13 protein-coding genes are annotated in these 17,791 nt (G+C 43.0%); 10 read left to right on the top strand and 3 right to left on the bottom strand.

The features are described from left to right. The first annotated feature begins 302 nt into the window (after positions 1-302). The 6 genes from V7Q33_RS13085 to V7Q33_RS13060 all read left to right on the top strand — a co-directional run bounded on the left by V7Q33_RS13085 (position 303) and on the right by V7Q33_RS13060 (position 11,846). Positions 303-1,208, top strand: a complete 906-nt coding sequence (locus V7Q33_RS13085; protein ID WP_333820120.1) for a ComEA family DNA-binding protein — start codon at positions 303-305, stop codon at positions 1,206-1,208. 62 nt (positions 1,209-1,270) lie between these two features. After that, complete coding sequence (locus tag V7Q33_RS13080; RefSeq protein ID WP_333820119.1) at positions 1,271-5,281, top strand: AAA domain-containing protein; 4,011 nt, start codon at positions 1,271-1,273, stop codon at positions 5,279-5,281. Between the two features lie 106 nt (positions 5,282-5,387). Continuing rightward, entirely contained in the window at positions 5,388-7,292 is a 1,905-nt protein-coding gene (gene asnB / locus V7Q33_RS13075; protein ID WP_333820118.1) for an asparagine synthase (glutamine-hydrolyzing), read from the top strand. A 550-nt stretch (positions 7,293-7,842) separates the two neighbouring features. Continuing rightward, positions 7,843-9,201: an ammonium transporter gene (locus tag V7Q33_RS13070; RefSeq protein ID WP_331976681.1), complete on the top strand. Its 1,359-nt coding sequence runs from the start codon at positions 7,843-7,845 to the stop codon at positions 9,199-9,201. A 325-nt stretch (positions 9,202-9,526) separates the two neighbouring features. Next, positions 9,527-10,699 carry an outer membrane beta-barrel protein gene (locus tag V7Q33_RS13065; protein WP_333820117.1) on the top strand — a complete coding sequence of 391 codons (1,173 nt, stop codon included), beginning with the start codon at positions 9,527-9,529 and terminating at the stop codon, positions 10,697-10,699. 112 nt (positions 10,700-10,811) lie between these two features. Next, the gene (locus tag V7Q33_RS13060) at positions 10,812-11,846 is read left to right on the top strand and encodes a glutamine synthetase beta-grasp domain-containing protein (RefSeq protein ID WP_331976685.1); all 1,035 of its coding nucleotides are present in this window, start codon (positions 10,812-10,814) and stop codon (positions 11,844-11,846) included. 162 nt (positions 11,847-12,008) lie between these two features. Here the strand turns inward: V7Q33_RS13060 and V7Q33_RS13055 are convergent, their stop codons facing one another. From V7Q33_RS13055 to V7Q33_RS13045, 3 genes are all read right to left on the bottom strand, one after another. Further along, entirely contained in the window at positions 12,009-12,776 is a 768-nt protein-coding gene (locus V7Q33_RS13055) for a 3-keto-disaccharide hydrolase (protein WP_333820116.1), read from the bottom strand. An 86-nt stretch (positions 12,777-12,862) separates the two neighbouring features. Then, positions 12,863-13,192, bottom strand: a complete 330-nt coding sequence (locus tag V7Q33_RS13050; RefSeq protein WP_331976689.1) for a hypothetical protein — start codon at positions 13,190-13,192, stop codon at positions 12,863-12,865. Between the two features lie 67 nt (positions 13,193-13,259). Then, complete coding sequence (locus tag V7Q33_RS13045; RefSeq protein WP_331976691.1) at positions 13,260-14,675, bottom strand: FAD-binding oxidoreductase; 1,416 nt, start codon at positions 14,673-14,675, stop codon at positions 13,260-13,262. A gap of 133 nt (positions 14,676-14,808) precedes the next feature. Between V7Q33_RS13045 and V7Q33_RS13040 the strand changes: the two genes are divergently transcribed. The 4 genes from V7Q33_RS13040 to V7Q33_RS13025 all read left to right on the top strand — a co-directional run bounded on the left by V7Q33_RS13040 (position 14,809) and on the right by V7Q33_RS13025 (position 17,608). Next, positions 14,809-15,213, top strand: coding sequence for a C40 family peptidase (locus V7Q33_RS13040; RefSeq protein WP_331976693.1), 405 nt, complete (start codon positions 14,809-14,811; stop codon positions 15,211-15,213). A 99-nt stretch (positions 15,214-15,312) separates the two neighbouring features. After that, complete coding sequence (locus V7Q33_RS13035; protein ID WP_333820115.1) at positions 15,313-16,383, top strand: M42 family metallopeptidase; 1,071 nt, start codon at positions 15,313-15,315, stop codon at positions 16,381-16,383. A gap of 110 nt (positions 16,384-16,493) precedes the next feature. Next, positions 16,494-17,006, top strand: a complete 513-nt coding sequence (locus V7Q33_RS13030; RefSeq protein ID WP_331976697.1) for a YfiR family protein — start codon at positions 16,494-16,496, stop codon at positions 17,004-17,006. A 92-nt stretch (positions 17,007-17,098) separates the two neighbouring features. After that, positions 17,099-17,608, top strand: a complete 510-nt coding sequence (locus tag V7Q33_RS13025) for a YfiR family protein (RefSeq protein ID WP_331976699.1) — start codon at positions 17,099-17,101, stop codon at positions 17,606-17,608. Positions 17,609-17,791 lie beyond the last annotated feature (183 nt).

Here is a 17,791-nt window from a genome sequence, read left to right as displayed (position 1 = left end):
TATCAAACAAAAATTTTAGACATGCTTGTCAGATGAGCACAATGCTTGAATTTGTATGCTTGAATTTGTATGAAGGTTCCTTATCGAGACATTCACTGCCGCAGATTGGCGTATGCTTACAACATCCAGAATGCCGCAATAAGTATTGCTTATCAATCAGATCGTTTTCACCGGAAAAAATTAACTGTACAGCAGCATCGCGACTGGTGTTTTGCATGTGAGTTTTAAGTAGAGTGACTTGTTGTATCTCAGAAAAAGATGCATACTTGAAAATCATTGCCGTTGCTTAAAATATATAGTATATGATACACCGTTGGTTAAAAAATTTCTTTGGTTTCTCCCGTTCTCAGGTAAATGCATGCATAGTTTTATTGCCGCTGATGGCGATCATTATTTTTTCGGAGCCACTCTATCATCAATGGACTGTTCGCTATGGTATACATGTACCGCCCGAACAACAAAAGCTGGATAGCATGATCACGGAATGGCGACATGAACCAACCGAAAATTCTTCAGCCGTTATACCCGCGAAGCGAGCAACTTCGCTTTTCCCGTTTGATCCCAATATCATTGGTGAAGATAAATTCATGCTGCTGGGCTTTCATGAGAAAATTGCCCGCAGAATTATACATTATCGCGATAAAGGAGGGAGGTTTAGAATAAAATCTGACCTGATGAAAATGTATGGTATGGATTCATCGTTCTATAAGCGAATTTTCTCCTATATACAATTGCCTGATGCGGTTAGTAAACAGCCATACGTTGCAGAAAATAAAACACCTGAACGCGAACCTGGAAAAGCGTTATTAAAATTTGATTTGAACATGGCCGACACGGCACAGCTGAAAAAGATTTATGGTATAGGAGAGAAGCGTGCCCTGCGCATTGTAGCGTATCGTGAGAAGCTTGGTGGTTTTGTAACCATGGAACAATTGTATGAAGTATATACATTGGATTCGACAGTGGTAGAGAAGTTAGCGAAGGCATCGTTTATAGAGCAAACCTTCAATCCACAAAAAATCAACATCAACAACGCCAGTGAACAGGAGCTTGCCACTCATCCGTACCTAAGGAAGTTTGTCGCCAAAGCGATAGTTGCCTATCGATTTCAGCATGGAAAAATTAAAGATGTTGAGGATCTTGGAAAGATACAGACCCTTGACGCCAAAACGATTCAGAAAATCAAGCCATATTTTAATTTTGACTAACGGTTAAATGTTGCGCATTGGTAAAAGATTTTTACATATCTGATGTTCTTAATGTTTAACTTATGGTGGAGTCATCCATGTCAGCCAATACAAAATATATTCTTCAAACGTACCTGCGCAGACTGACCAACCTTTCCGGGAACAGCCGCTCGCTTCTGTTGCTCCGCCTGTCGGCTGAGCAGCTGATGGATGTGCATTCGCTTAGCTTTTTGAATAACGAGCGATCTTTCGAGATCATCAACGCCTTGATTGCAGGCCGCAACAAAAAACTTTGTCAGGTGCTCGACAGTCGCATGGAGGCAAACAATGAGGCCAGCAAAAAGCTGAAGAACCTGCAGCGCATCGATCGTTTTATATATGAAGAGCGCGGGTCAAACGATCTGCATGTAGGCTGGCCTTTTATACATGGCAAGTTTTCGGATGGAACGGCTGTGCGCTGCCCATTGCTGTATTTTCCGGTATCTATTGTACAGGCCGGACAGCATTGGATATTGGAGCCGCGTGAAGATGCCGGCATCACCTTTAACAAATCGTTTTTACTGGCGTATGCGCTTTACAATAAAGTAAAGTTAGACGAAACACTGTCGGACATATCGTTTGATGATTTTGATACCGATAGCACTGTCTTCCGCACGCAGCTATATCAGCTTATTAAAGACAAGATCGAGCTCAACTTCAATCCGGATAATTTTCGTGATGAACTGATACCTTTTCAGCCTTTCAAGAAAGATGAATTTAGCGAGACGCATAAGAACGGAGAGCTAAAGCTTTATCCGGAAGCTGTGCTGGGAATTTTTCCGCAGGCAGGCTCACAACTTGTGCCCGACTATCAATACCTGCTGGAGAATGATTTTATTCTCGATCTGGAAGATTTTTTTACAGGTAAATCCGCCCCTATAGCAGAAGCGCGCATCAGCGAAGAAAAAATATTTACTCCCTTTCTGCTGGATGCACATCAGGAGCGTGCTATCAAGGCGGTAAAAATGGGTAAATCGGTTGTGGTGCAAGGCCCGCCGGGCACCGGTAAATCTCAACTCATCTGTAACCTGCTGGCCGATGCAATGGCATCGGGTAAGAAAGCGTTGCTGGTTTGCCAGAAGCGTGCTGCGCTGGATGTAGTATATAACCGCCTGAAAGAAATAGACCTCGGAGATTTTCTCGGACTTATTCACGATTTCAGAAACGATCGTAAAGAGATCTTCGCAAAGATAGCGCGACAGATTGAAGGTATAGATGCTTTCAAAACGCGAAATCGCAGCGTTGATGTTATCCAGACCGAGCGCAGGTTCTTTCAGATGGCGCGAAGAATTGATGCCATTACCGAAGAATTGGAAGAATTTAGAAATGCATTGTTCAGTGAACAGGAGTGTGGCCTGGCGGTAAAAGAATTATACCTGACATCCGATCCGTATGCGCCTTCCATCAATATAAAGCAGGAGTATCATTACTTTTCATTTTCCGAGATTGACGAATTTACGCGTACGTTGAAAATGTATACCAACTATGCGGCATGGTTTGAGGGTGATGATTATTTGTGGCGTGATCGCAGGTCGTTTGCAGACTTTCATCATGCCGATGAAAAGGAGATCGAAAAAACGATACGCGATCTGGTGCATTATCAAAAGCATGTGGCTTCTGAAATATACCAGCTTACGGGTGCCACGCTGAACCTGGAAGATGCCGAATCATTCTTCTTTCGTGAAGATGATATACTGGGCATGATCAGTGTGCTGAAAGACGAGCAAACCTACCAGTATTTTCAGCGCATGATGCTGGAGACGGATGATGAAACAAGTCTGTTGTGGCTGGCCAACATGGAGCGTGTGGTATTAAACTGCTTTCAGGAAGACGGACCTGAAACTACTATACTGAGCGACCAGCTGGGCAAAGTACAGGAAGCATTGCAACAACGTGTGGATGCAAGAAGTAATTTGATTCGCATGGCACGGTGGGAATTTTTTTCTGAGAATAAATTTCTGGTGAAGCGCGTACTCGTTGCCAACGGGCTTGCTTATAACAAGATTGGCCTGAATGTATTGGAGCAACGCATCGACAGCCGGTTGAATCTGGAACATCATCTCACCGCCCTGCGGCAGAAAGTATGGTTGCAGGAAGTGCCGGGCGACTATAGCTCCGACAATCTGAAAAAGTGGTTCAGGCGAAAGAAGTTTGCAGTTCGCGCCAAATTGATTTTCAATTCGCTTCGCGAAGTGTGCGATGCTGTCAATGTGCAGCAACTTGCGCGTCAGGAATTTATAGGGCTGATGCATCAGTTGATACAGGTTGTGCGTGAAATACCGGCAAAGAAGGCAGCGTGGTTAAATCATTTATCTCCCTATCAATACCGGCAACTGGTAGTTGATCCATCGCTCGAAACAGAATTCATTAAAGTACTGAAGCGTGACTTCGACAATCTCTGCGCCTTCGATAAGCTGAAGAGCGGATTGAAGTTCTATGAAAAAGAAGTGATTGTAAAACTGAACGATCACTTGAAAGAATGGGATGCAGCTGCGATGGAGTCGCTGTTCCAAAACAGTGTGCGCCTGGCGTGGATTGATCACATTGAAACAAAATATCCTGTGCTTCGCTCGGTTTCATCCATGAAAATGGATTCGCTTGAAGCAGAATTACAGCAAGCCGTTGCCGAGAAGCAAAAGCTGAGCGAAGAGATATTGCTGGTACGTGCGCGTGAGCATGTATACGAAGGCATAGAATATAACCGGTTGAATAACCGCGTAACCTATCGTGATTTGCTGCACCAGGTAACGAAGAAGAAAAAGATCTGGCCGGTAAGAAAAGTAATCACCGAGTTTCAGGAAGAGTTATTCCGACTCGTTCCGTGCTGGATGGCTTCGCCTGAGTCGGTATCGGCTATATTTCCCATGATGGAGTTGTTTGATATTGTAATCTTCGATGAAGCTTCACAGTGTTTTGCAGAACGCGGCATACCATCTATGTATCGAGGTAAGCAAGTGGTTGTGGCGGGAGATATCAAGCAACTTCGTCCAAATGAAATGTACCAGGTGCGCTGGGAAGATGACCAGGAAAATCCCGATCTCGAAGTAGACTCAGTGCTGGAGTTGGTAGAGCGCTATGTTTCAACAGTACATTTACAAGGACATTACCGGAGCCGCTCACTGGAGTTGATCGATTTCTCGAATCGTCATTTCTATGAGGGAAGACTTCAATTGCTGCCCGATCGAAATACACTCAATAAAAATCAACCGGCCATTGAATACAAAAAAGTAGATGGCATGTGGGAAGGGCAAACCAATATAGTAGAGGCGGAAGCGGTAGTAACAGCAGTAATGAATTTGCTGCGCGATTATCCTAACAAAGAAATTGGTGTAGTTACCTTCAATGCACCGCAGCAATTGCTGATTCTGGATTTGCTGGAAGCAGAAGCTATACGTGCACAGATAGCTTTGCCGGCAACACTATTTGTAAAGAACATCGAGAATGTTCAGGGTGATGAAAAAGACTTTATCATTTTCTCCATCGGCTATGCGCCCGATAAGAATGGCAAGATCATGATGCAGTTTGGTAGCCTGAACACAACAGGTGGCGAAAACCGGTTGAACGTTGCCATAACCCGTGCGCGCGAAAGAGTTATTCTGGTGAGCAGTATTTGGCCGGAGCAATTGAAAACCGAGGAGGTAAAAAATGACGGTCCACGTTTACTGAAACAGTATCTGGCATTTGCACGCGAAGTGGATCAGCGAAGGTTTACGCCTCAAACTGTGAATCGTGATAACGAGCGGGCTACATGGCATTTGAAGAAGTCGCTGCAACGCTGGAGCGCCAGCCGCTTGCAGGGTTTTACATTTGAAACGAACGAACTGCCTTTCACCGACATTACAGTGAAAAAGCAGGATCAATACGTAGGTGTCCTGCTAACAGACGATACGCGTTATTATCAAAGCGAGTCCGTCAAAGAAGCGCATGCGTATACACCGGCTCTCCTGGCGCAGAAAAACTGGCATTACAGGGTGGTTCACAGTCGTAACTTCTGGCGCGATCGCGAAAAAGTAGAACACGAACTGATTCTCTTTGCAGGAACTGCAAATAGCTAATCTCAGCTTACAGATGTAAAAGTTTTTAAATGCTGCGGCATAATATGGTTTCCTGAGGAATATTCCCGAATCCATTAACTTGCCACTCAAATTATAGTTTGCGATCATGTGCGGCATAACCGGAATTTTTGCTTTCAACCTGGTAGGTAAGTTTAACAAGATACAAACCATGAATGCTACCCTGGCGCTGCAAAAGCGCGGGCCCGATTATCAGGATGTATATGTAGACGAATGGGTGGGGCTTGGGCATCGCCGGTTATCCATCATCGATACAACATCGGTAGCGCATCAGCCGATGTGGGATGAAAGCAAACGCTATTGCATCGTTTTTAATGGTGAGATATTCAACTACCAGGAACTCAGGCAAACATTGGAGCAAAAAGGGCATTCTTTCTTTTCGCATTCTGATACGGAAGTATTGTTAAGACTATATATGGAGGAGAAAGAGCATTGCCTTAACAAGCTCAATGGATTCTTCTCCTTTTGTGTATACGACAAAGCCGACCAAACTTTTTTTCTTGCACGCGATCGCTACGGCATTAAACCCTTGCTTTACCTTTTTGATGAGCATAAGTTCTTGTTCGCTTCCGAGATGAAGTCGATCGTAGAGTATGGTATCGAAAAGAATATCGACTACAATTCGCTATACATATACCTTCAACTGAATTACATACCTGCACCAGACTCCATTTTTCAAGATGTCAAGAAGCTGATGCCGGGGCACTACATGAAAGTGTCGCACCAGCATATAGATATTCAACCGTACTATACTATACCGTATGACGCTTCAGCTGCAGAGAATAATCCGATCACATATCAGGATGCGCAAAAGAAGCTTCGCGATTTGTTAGAAGCATCTGTACAACGCAGGCTTGTAGCCGATGTGCCGCTGGGAGCATTTTTAAGTGGAGGTATCGATTCGTCAGTTGTTACTGCGCTGGCAAGTAAACATAAACCTGATCTGCATACATTCTCAATCGGGTTTCGCGATGAAAAATTCTTTGACGAAACCGAGTATGCACGCCTGGTAGCAAAACAGTTCAATACAGAGCATACCGTATTTTCGCTTACAAATCACGATTTATATACACACGTACATTCCGTGCTCGATTACCTCGATGAGCCTTTCGCAGATTCCTCAGCATTGGCAGTATATATATTAAGTAAAGAAACGAGAAAGCATGCAACGGTGGCACTGTCTGGTGATGGTGCCGATGAGCTGCTGGCTGGCTATAATAAACATGCGGCTTTTCATCGCATCATTCAAAAAGGGTGGAAGGAGGAGGCTGTCAGTGCACTTGATCCGCTTTGGCGAGCGTTGCCCAAATCGCGGAATAGTCCTATAGCCAATAAGGCGAGACAATTCGCACGATTCAGTGAGGGTATGCGCTTATCAGCCAAAGACCGGTATTGGCGCTGGGCATCTTTTGCAGACAAAGACGAAGCGCTGAAAATGTTTCATCCTGATTTGCGCACCAGTAAGTGGCTGAATGATTTTGTGCCGAGAAGAAAAAGCATACTCAGTTCGATACCTGATAAAGAGTCGATCAATGATATATTATTGACCGACACGCAGCTTGTACTGCCGAATGATATGCTCACAAAGGTTGACATGATGAGCATGGCAAATGGATTGGAAGTTCGTGTTCCCTTCCTGGATTATGAAGTGGTGAATTTCATTTTCAGTTTGCCTGGCGATTTCAAAATCAATCGCAGCCTCAGAAAAAGAGTCTTGCAGGATGCCTTTCGCGATGTGTTGCCCGAGAAATTGTATAACCGCCCGAAGAAAGGCTTTGAGGTTCCGTTGTTGAAGTGGTTTAGAAATGAAATGAAGTCTTTAATCACAGAAGACCTGCTATCCGAAAAATTTATTCACGACCAGGGTCTCTTTTCGTACTCTGAAATCGAAAAGCTTAAACAACAGCTCTTCTCTTCAAATCCGGGTGATGTACATGCCAGAATCTGGGGACTGATTGTATTTCAATGGTGGTGGAAGAAAAATATGGGGTAATTTGAAAGACAGAAATAACGCTGAATCTTAAAAATTTATTAATCTTTACCAATATGTTGTCAAAATTTAACCCATGCTAAAACGATTTCTGCTATTTTTATTAAAAAGTGGTTCTTTTTTAATCCAATAGATTCAAAATTTACACAATCCGCCATTTTTGGTGTAAAATATTCAATTCATTCAAAAATCTGCCAGTTCACGCCAAGTTTAACGGACAGGCGTCTGGTTGTTTAGTGAGGTCAGATGGAAACATCTGGCCTTTACTTTTCATAAGCCTGCCATTTTAGGTCAATCGGTATTTCAATTGAAAAACCTGAAGCAATCCAGAATTTTTTTAATGCTATATGATTTCTCTCGCTATATCATTCTGTAGAACCTCAATCTTTTGAAATATTATAATTATTATCGTTATCGGTTAAAATTTGACCCTACTTACAACGATTTCTGTAATTTTTTTTGAAAAGTGGTTTGATTTTTACCCTATTGTTAAAAAATTTATACCGTTAAATGACGCTGGACGTCTTACCTAAACCTAAAAAACTAAACAACTATGAAAAAGTCCGTTATTTTTCTTGTCTTGCTCATTGCAGTGAGCATTCTGGCGGTGTTCAAGCCAGCTATCCCAAGCACAATTGTTACTGAAGGTATCAACTCAGGCGACACGGCATGGATGCTGGCGGCTACCGCGCTGGTACTACTCATGACTCCGGGTCTCGCTTATTTCTACGGAGGTATGATCGATACCAAGAACATTATCTCTACCATGTTGCAAAGCTTTATTGCCATGGGAGTTATCAGCGTGCTGTGGATCCTGGTTGGATTCAGCCTGGCATTTGGTGAGGATGTAGGCGGGTTGGGTTTCATCGGTAATCCTTCTTCCTTCTTCATGTTCGAGAATGTTTTGGATGGTAAGCCCTGGTCATTAGCACCAACCATTCCATTGGTTCTGTTCGCATTCTTCCAACTGAAATTTGCCATCATCACTCCGGCATTGATCACAGGTACATTTGCAGAACGCATTCGCTTCAAGTCTTACATTTTGTTCCTCGTCCTTTTTTCATTATTGATTTATGCACCGCTCGCACATTGGACATGGCACCCTGAAGGCTTCCTGTTCAAATGGGGTGTATTGGATTTTGCCGGTGGAACCGTAGTACACATGTCAGCTGGTTTTGCAGCGCTTGCAGCATCTATATACCTGAGAAATAAAGGCGAAGAGAAATCACATATATCTCCTGCAAACATTCCATTCGTATTGCTGGGTACTGGTTTGCTTTGGTTCGGTTGGTTCGGTTTCAACGCAGGTAGCGCATTAGCTGCTGGTCCTTTGGCTGCATCGGCATTCGCTACAACCAATACTGCATCTGCGGCTGCAGGTCTTGCATGGATTCTTTTTGATGCCGTAAGAGGTAAAAAGCCTTCTGCGCTTGGTTTCTGTATAGGAGCGGTTGTAGGCTTGGTTGCCATTACACCTGCTGCAGGTTTTGTAACCATTCCATCCAGCTTGTTCATCGGAACATTCGCTGCCATAATCAGTAACGTTGTGGTATCATGGAAATCCAAGACTTCACTTGAAGATACGCTGGATGTATTCCCATGCCACGGTGTAGGTGGGGCTGTTGGTATGATTATGACCGCTCTGTTGGCTCATACGGCAGTGAACAGCGCTAACACAACTGGTAACGGTCTGTTCTTTGGCGAAACCACATTGTTCATCGCTCACCTCAAAGCTTTAGTAGTGGTAGTAGCATATACATTCATCGGTTCAATGATCCTTCTGAAAGTTACCGATCTGATATTCGGATTGAACGTAACACCAGAAGAAAAGAAAGTTGGTTCAGACTACAGCCAACACGGAGAAAACCTATACCCCATGGACTTCAGCTCACTGAAAGAAAAAGTGATTTAATAGAAGGCCGGGAAACCGGCCCTTCTTAAAAACTCATTAACCAATTTTAGACTAACCAAACCTTAAATACCTAAACCTATGAAAATGTACTTTGGAAGATATTGGGAATGTTCTTAGAAATTACCCACACTACCCTGAGAACTGTTAATTGCTGTAGCGCTGTTTAGAGATATATAGCATATACCAACGTGCTAACAGAGTGTCTTTAGAAGACGGGGCGGTTCTCAACAAACTCAAATAATTTTATCAAGGCATCCTCGGGAGGTGTGAGAGACCTCCCAAGGGACTGCTCTGACTTCATGTACAATAAACACATTGCAAAAGTATGAATTCAAAAAAGATATATACTATACTTTCTTTAATCCTTGTTTCAGCTTCGTTTGCCACCACTACCTATGGTCAAACTGATTCCACAAAAACATTCACGTTATCAGGATCTATTGACACGTATTTTCATAGCTCCTTCGGGAGGACAAACTATTACATGGGGGATTCACATTCAACATCAACTTCATTTGCCGACCTGAAAGGATTTGCACTAGGTATGGTTAACTTGGTTGCTTCGTATCAAGGCGAGAGGGCAGGCTTTGTGGGAGATGTAGTATTTGGCCCAAGAGGTAAAGCTGCAGTTTTCGGAACGGCCAGCGGCCAGGCTATCGTTAACCAGATGTATGCTTACTATAAATTAACAGATGCGGTTACATTGAACTTAGGACAGTTCAATACCTTCGTTGGATACGAAGTTATCTCACCTGCTGTAAATTTCCATTACTCAACTTCATACTTGTTCTCATGGGGGCCTTTCAATCATACGGGCTTGCGTGCTGACTTTGATCTGGGAAATGGTTTTGTAGGGAAGCTCGCTGTTATGAACCCTACAGATATAGTTGAATTCAATCCCGTGAATACATATACATATGGTTTGCAAGTTGGTAAGACTGGTGATAAAGGTGGTATATGGTTGAATTTTTTATACGGGGATCAGGATGGTACGCTTGATAAAAAAGGTCCTTATCAGAACGGTAGTGGCGACTTTTTGACTTCACGCGGAACTTTGTTCCAAGGCGATATTACAGCCAGCGTTAATCTGAGTGATGCATTTTCATTAGGATTGAACACTTCATTTCAAACAATCGGTGCAGGAGAGCACTTTACAGCACCCGGTAAAATTGAAAAGATTGATGCTGACGCCAGCACATTCTTTGGTGTAGCACTGTATCCTAAACTGACTTTATCAGAAACTTTTGCGCTTGGTTTGCGCGCTGAGTACTTCAAGACTACAAACTTCCATTTCCCTTCTCAGATCTTTGGTCTTGACGGTAACGGGGATGGCGATGTAGTAGAGTTTACATTATCTGGTAACTATAAAGTTGGAGGCCTGACATTTATACCTGAGATACGTGTTGACAAAACATCTGAAAACTCTTTCAACGATAAAGACGGAAAAGCAAAAGATTTGTTAGCTACTTTAAACATGGCAGCTGTCTATAAATTCTAAAGTATATATCCGGGTGATTTCCCCCTGAATCACCCGGATTAAAAACAACTATAACAACAGACACAATTTTTAAACTTTAATAATTACAGTTAAACTTTAACAACAACGCCCTATGTCAAAAACTAAATTAGAGTACATCTGGCTAGATGGTTATGTACCAACGCAAAGCCTACGCAGCAAGACTAAGATCGTAAGGAATTTCGATGGCAAATTGGAAAGCTGTCCTGTATGGTGTTTTGACGGAAGCTCTACCGAACAAGCTCCGGGTGGTTCGTCAGATTGCTTACTGAAGCCAGTAGCTATATTTCCCGATCCTGCGCGTAAGAACGCTTACTTGGTAATGAACGAAGTACTAAGCCCGGATGGAACGCCGCACCCTTCAAACGGTCGTGCACTGATTGATGATGATGACAATGATTTCTGGTTCGGATTTGAGCAGGAATACTTCCTGTGGAATCCTGAAACCAACAAACCTCTTGGTTTCCCTTCAAGCGGATACCCAGCTCCTCAAGGTCCATACTATTGTTCTGTAGGTGCAAAGAATGCATTTGGCCGTGAGCTCGTAGAAGAGCATCTCGATTACTGCATTGATGCAGGCATCAATGTAGAAGGTATAAATTCAGAAGTAGCTACAGGCCAGTGGGAGTTTCAAATATTTGCAAAAGGTGCTAAAGCAGCAGGCGACCAGGTGTGGGTAGCACGCTATCTTCTTGAGAGAACTGCAGAGAAATATGGCATAGCTATTAACTGGCATTGCAAGCCGCTCGGTGCTACAGACTGGAACGGTTCTGGTATGCACGCTAACTTCTCTAACTCATTGTTGAGAGAAGCTGGCTCAAAAGAAGTATACGATAGAGTATGTCAGTCATTCGCACCCGTAGTAAAAGAACACATCGCTGTATACGGTGCTGATAACCACCTGCGCCTCACCGGTAAACACGAAACACAATCTATCGATAAGTTTTCGTATGGTGTGTCAGATCGTGGTGCTTCTATTCGCATCCCTATCGCAACAGTTGAAAACGGCTGGAAGGGCTGGTTGGAAGACAGAAGACCAAACTCTGCCGCTGATCCATATAAAGTGGCAGCACGCATTATTAAGACAGTAAAGACCGTTCCGGAGTACGCTACTTCGAACGGACACTAAAAATACCCTTTTCTTTCAGGGCGTCTGGTTGTAGTTGAAGTCGGGCAGAAATGCCCGGCTTCTTTTTTAAACATTCTTTTGCGCTGACAGAAAAACGAAAGTCATCGTCACACAGCTCCCAAAGAGAGCTGTAACGATGACTTTTATATTTTGTATTTATCCCTATAAAGGCTTTATAGCTATATTTTTAAACCACACCTCATGGCTATGATCCTGCAAGTCGATAGAGCCTTTCTTTGTTAAACCATAGCCCGGAAAATCTTTCCACTTACTTACCTTTCTGCGCTTGTTCCAGTCAGCTGAGCCAAGTTCATACTCTACAACTTTTATTCCGTTAAGCCAGTGCTCAACGTGATTTCCATTCACAACAAGTTTGCTCTCATTCCATTCTCCCACAGGCTTGGCAGCCTTCGCGGATGCTACATGCATATCGTAGTTGGCGCCTGTTAACTGAACATCTTTCAAATCGCCCGGGTATCCTTCGTCATCAATGATTTGATATTCGGGACCGGAAGCATACGGTTCATCAAACTCTTCACTCACACGAAACATAACACCGCTGTTTCCCTGAACAGAAATTTTCCAATCGAATATTAATTCAAAGTTTTCGTATTGTCCATCCGTTGTGAGATCAGAGCGATGATTGGTTCCATTTTCAATGAATGGTTTACAGTGCAGCGTTCCATCACTTATTTCCCAACTGTTATTTTCTTTGTTCTTGAAGAAGTGCCATCCCGTGGTGGTCTTTCCGTCAAACAGCGCCACCCAGCCTTCTGCTTTTTGCTGCTCCGATAAAAAGCCGGGAGCAACTGTGTCTTTTGATACTGTAGTTGATGTGGAATCGGCTGCAGGTGGTGTGGTTTCTTTCCTGGGCTGGCAGGCCACAAACCAAAGCATGAGGATACTAATGATAAATGCACGTAATTTCATGATTGCAGTTTTTAGTTTAATCGAATTTAACGAAAAACAAAAAACTATCGGGCCCTGATTATATAGACGGAGTGTTGTAACGAAATTTACTCCAGGCTTCTGAATATCCACACCTTCATAAACATACCAGCACCTACTGTTTTCTTATCGCGATGGTCTGAGATTTGAGTTATTGAGAATATCTTAAAATCTCGTACGGATACGTTCCTGCCATGAAGTTTTATACCGGTCTTTTCTGCTTTTTCATCCACAGCATGCTGGTGGCGAAGCTGGCCTGGATTGGTGAAATAAGCGATCACCAGAAAGATAGCAATTAACAGAAGCCTGGTAATGAGTTTGAATATTTTGAAAAGTATATATAGAACTACAATAACCGCAGCAATAACAAGAATGGTGATAATCGTATTCATAGTCATAGCATGAAAGGTAAATAAAAAAGTCTCGTTAACTAAACGAGACTTTGATAGACCGTGTATGATTCTTTTAAAATATCTTTCCCGGATTCAGAATACCGTTCGGATCAAATGCTTTTTTTATACCTCGCATCACTGCAAGGTTTGCTTCTCGCATTGCAATCGGCATATAGGGCTTCTTGGCTATACCAATGCCGTGTTCTCCGGAGAGTGTGCCTCCGAGGCTAACCGTAAGCTTGAATATTTCACCAATACCATCTACTACTTTGGTATTCCAGTCTTCATCACTGATCTGTTCTTTCATCACATTTACGTGAAGGTTACCATCTCCCAGGTGACCGTAGCATACTGAGTTGAACCCGAATTTCTTTCCGATCTCTTTTATACCTACAATAAGTTTTGGAAGATTAGCGCGTGGCACTACTACATCTTCTGATTTGGTGAGCGAATATGCATTTACAGCAGGAGATATATTCTTGCGTATCTTCCAGAGCTCTTCTTTTTGTGCAGCCGTATCGGCAAACAGAATTTCTCCTACCTGAAATTGCTCTACTACGGTCATTACACGTTCTGCATCGCGCATCAATACTTCATCATCATTACCATCGAGCTCGCAGAGCAAGTAGGCATCCATATTCTCAGGAAACTGCGTAGTAACTTTAGCAGCATATATCTTCTCACAATAGTCGATCGTCTTCATTGCTGCCTCGCGCTCGAAGAACTCCATACCCGAAGGTTGTACCCCTGCTCTGAATATTTCAGCAATAGCTTTACAGGCTTCTGCATTGGTAACAAACGGCATGAGCAATGTAACAGACTTTTGCGGGAAGCCGCGTAGTTTGAACACGATTTTAGTAATTATACCCAATGTGCCTTCGCTGCCGCACATAAGCTGCGTAAGATTATACCCGGTAGAATTTTTCAGCACATTTGCACCCGTCCATATAATATCACCGGTAGGGAGTACTACTTCCAGGTTAAGTACATAATCGCGGGTAACGCCATATTTTACTGCCTTCGGACCACCGCTGTTTTCAGATACGTTGCCTCCGATAAAACAGGTTCCACGGCTTGCCGGATCAGGCGGATAGAATAGTCCTTTTTCTTTTACGGCATTTTGAAACACTTCAGTAATCACGCCCGGCTCAACGGTTGCCTGCAGGTTGAGTTCATCGATTTCAATGATCTTGTTAAAGCGCTCCATGGAAATAACCACGCCTTTGTTGATAGGCAATGCGCCTCCGCTCAAGCCTGTTCCGCCACCGCGGGGAGTAACGGGTATAACATGCTGATTACAGAGTTTCATAATGCGGCTTATCTCCTCTGCAGTACCTGGCTTTAGCACTACATCCGGTAAAAAGGAGTAGTCTTCCGTTTCATCATGCGAGTAGTTATAGCGTTTTTCAGGGTCAACAACTACGTTTTGCTCGCCAACAATGGCCTCAAATTCGCTAATGATGTCGGTGGATACTTCTGCAAATGCCATGAATCAGTATATTTGTTTACTTTTTAAACTAGCTATGGAGCCATTTTTTCATTCCAAAATTAATCAAAAGCTTCTTCTTCCAATTGCAGTAGTAGCAACACTTTTTCTAATGTCTTGTGCATCACACAAACAAGTGAGTGTTAGGGACGAACGCGTTGAGAAGGTAGTAAGCACTGCCAGAACGTTTATTGGTACTCCGTATAAGTATGGAGGTACGACACGTGCAGGTATGGATTGCTCCGGATTACTCATCAATTCTTTTCGTGCCATCGAAGTATCACTTCCGCGAAGCTCGGAAGATCAGAGTAAAATAGGCAAGGAAGTAAAGATGGATGAGATTGAACCCGGTGATCTGGTGTTTTTCGCTACCGGTAAGAAAAAGAAAAAAGTAACGCACGTTGGCCTGGTAACAGATGTAAAATCGAAAGACAATATCAAATTTATCCATGCATCGTCTTCGTTGGGAGTAGTCGAAACAAATATCTTCGCAGAGTATTATCAGAAGCGTTTTAGGGGAGCTAGAAGAATCATTGACTGATTGTCAAAACTTAAACGTTTTTGATTACGGGCCGCTTCATGCTATACCGGCTATACTTGTAACTAATAAAGACTTCTATACAACCTAAACGTAAATATTATGGATAAAAAGAGCAGGCAATTTCTGTACGAATATCTGAACAACGCGTCACCTACCGGGTTTGAATCTTCCGGCCAGCAAATATGGTTGAACTATATAAAGCCTTACATCAATGACTATATGGTTGATGTATATGGAACAGCCGTTGGTATTTTGAATCCAAAGGCAACTTATAAAGTGGTAATTGAAGCCCATGCCGATGAGATCTCCTGGTTTGTGAATTATATTACCGATGATGGTTATATATATGTGCGCAGAAATGGTGGTTCCGATCATCAGATTGCTCCGTCCAAGCGTGTTAATATTCATACTGAGAAAGGAATTGTAAAAGGTGTGTTTGGATGGCCTGCCATACACGTGCGTGACGCAGCAAAAGAAGAAGCTCCTTCATTGAAGAATATATTTATAGACATCGGTGCTGCAAGCAAAAAAGAAGTTGAAGACCTCGGTGTTCATGTTGGCTGTGTAATCACGTTTGAAGATGAACTGATGGAACTCAATAAGAATTGGATCGTTGGACGCGCACTCGACAACCGCATGGGCGGCTATATGATAGCCGAAGTAACCCGCAGGCTGTATGAAAACAAAAAGAAGCTGCCCTTTGGCCTTTACGTGGTTAATGCCGTTCAGGAAGAAATCGGGTTGCGCGGGGCCGAGATGATTTCCCGCCGGTTGAAGCCGGATTTAGCTATTTGCACAGACGTAACCCACGATACTCAATCTCCCATGTACAATAAGAAGGAGAGTGGTAACCTAAAAGCAGGTAGCGGTCCGGTGGTTTGTTACGGACCAGCTGTCCAAAATAACGTGCTGAAAATGGTGATTGAAACTGCCCAGAAGCGAAAGATCCCCTTTCAGCGGCAGGCTGTTTCCCGTTCAACAGGTACAGATACGGATTCTTTTGCATATTCTGCTGAAGGAGTGGCATCTGCGCTTATTTCATTACCACTTAAGTACATGCATACAACAGTGGAAATGGTTCACAAAGATGATGTCGAAAACGTTATCAATCTGATTTATGAGTTTCTACTTCAATTGAAAGCAGGGCATGATTTCCGATATATTAAGTAATCATAGGGAGAAATATTACATCGATAAGGTTAACCCATTTATGGTTACTACACTATTAATGACCTGCTCTACATTTGTATCATCAAACAACAACAACCTATCTAGTTTTTATGAAGAAATATAAAATCCTTGCACTGGCAGTCTTCCTGATAAGCGGGACTGTTTTTGCGCAAGAGAGACCCATGCACGAGGTGTATTCCATGATGGTATTCAACTTCACCCGTTATGTGCAGTGGCCCGACCAAGCAACCGGTGGAGAGTTTGTGATCGGTGTTATTGGCAACAACGATGTTTACAAAACGCTGACAGAGTGGTATGGCGGAAAACCCAGAGGTTCAAAAACCTACGTGATTAAGAAATTTAACTCTGCTGCTGAAATAGCAGATTGCCACGTACTTTATATCGACAAATCCAAGAGCGGTGAATTTGAAACTGCCAACAACAAAGTAAAAGGCAAAGGTACCCTGGTGATCACCGATAAGAACGGACTCGGTGAAAAAGGAAGTGGCATCAACTTCAAAACAGTTGATAGCAAACTTAAATTTGAATTGAACCAAAAAGCCATTGAGGCCTCAAATCTGAAGGTTTCAGGTTCACTTTCCTCAATGGCAATACTGATTTAATGGGTTGTTTGGAAAGCCTCGGAGGTTACACTTCGGGGTTTTTTCCCAATTAATTCATAGATTAGTATTAAGAGCCCTAAATAACTTAATCTATGAGAACCTCTATTTTTTTGATCCTCTCAATTTTTTCGATCGGAACCGGAATTGCCCAAGAGCGGCCCCCCCATGAAATCCACGCTGCAATGCTGTACAACTTTATCAAGTATGTACAATGGCCTAACGAAGGCGAAGCAGGTGAATTTATTGTAGGTGTAATTGGAGATGACAACGTCTTTAACACACTGAAACAGTGGTACGATGGCAAGCCGAAAGGAAGTAAGAAGTATGTGATAAAGAAGTTAGCCTCTCCCGCCGAAACATCCGACTGCCAAGTAGTTTACGTTGGCAAATCCAAGAACAGAGATTTTGATAGCATTAAAAGCAGCACGGCTGGCAAGTCAATCCTCACCATTACCGATGGTAACGGGCTGGGGCAAAAAGGCAGTTGCATCAATTTTAAAGTAGTAGACGGAAAACTAAAATTTGAGCTTAACCAGGCCACGGTAAATGCTTCAAACCTCAAGATATCCAGCCAGCTAAGCAGTATGGCGATCTTGATATAAAGTACACGGGCCTTTGCCTGCCGTGGGAAGGAAGAATGAAATGTAGAGAAGGATTATTCAGAGAACTGATCGAGAACTCTGAAATATTTTTATAGTCACTGATCAAAAGTTCAGAATCCGATATGCTTCATCCGCAGTAACAAAAGCGCTGGGTGTTGAAATAATGACGCTGGTAGGTAAGGA

The sequence above is a fragment of the Ohtaekwangia sp. genome, assembly GCF_036786105.1.
Classification (GTDB): Bacteria; Bacteroidota; Bacteroidia; order Cytophagales; family Cyclobacteriaceae; genus Ohtaekwangia.
Note: the sequence above shows the minus strand (reverse complement) of the source record. Positions and strands in the feature narration are given on the sequence as shown.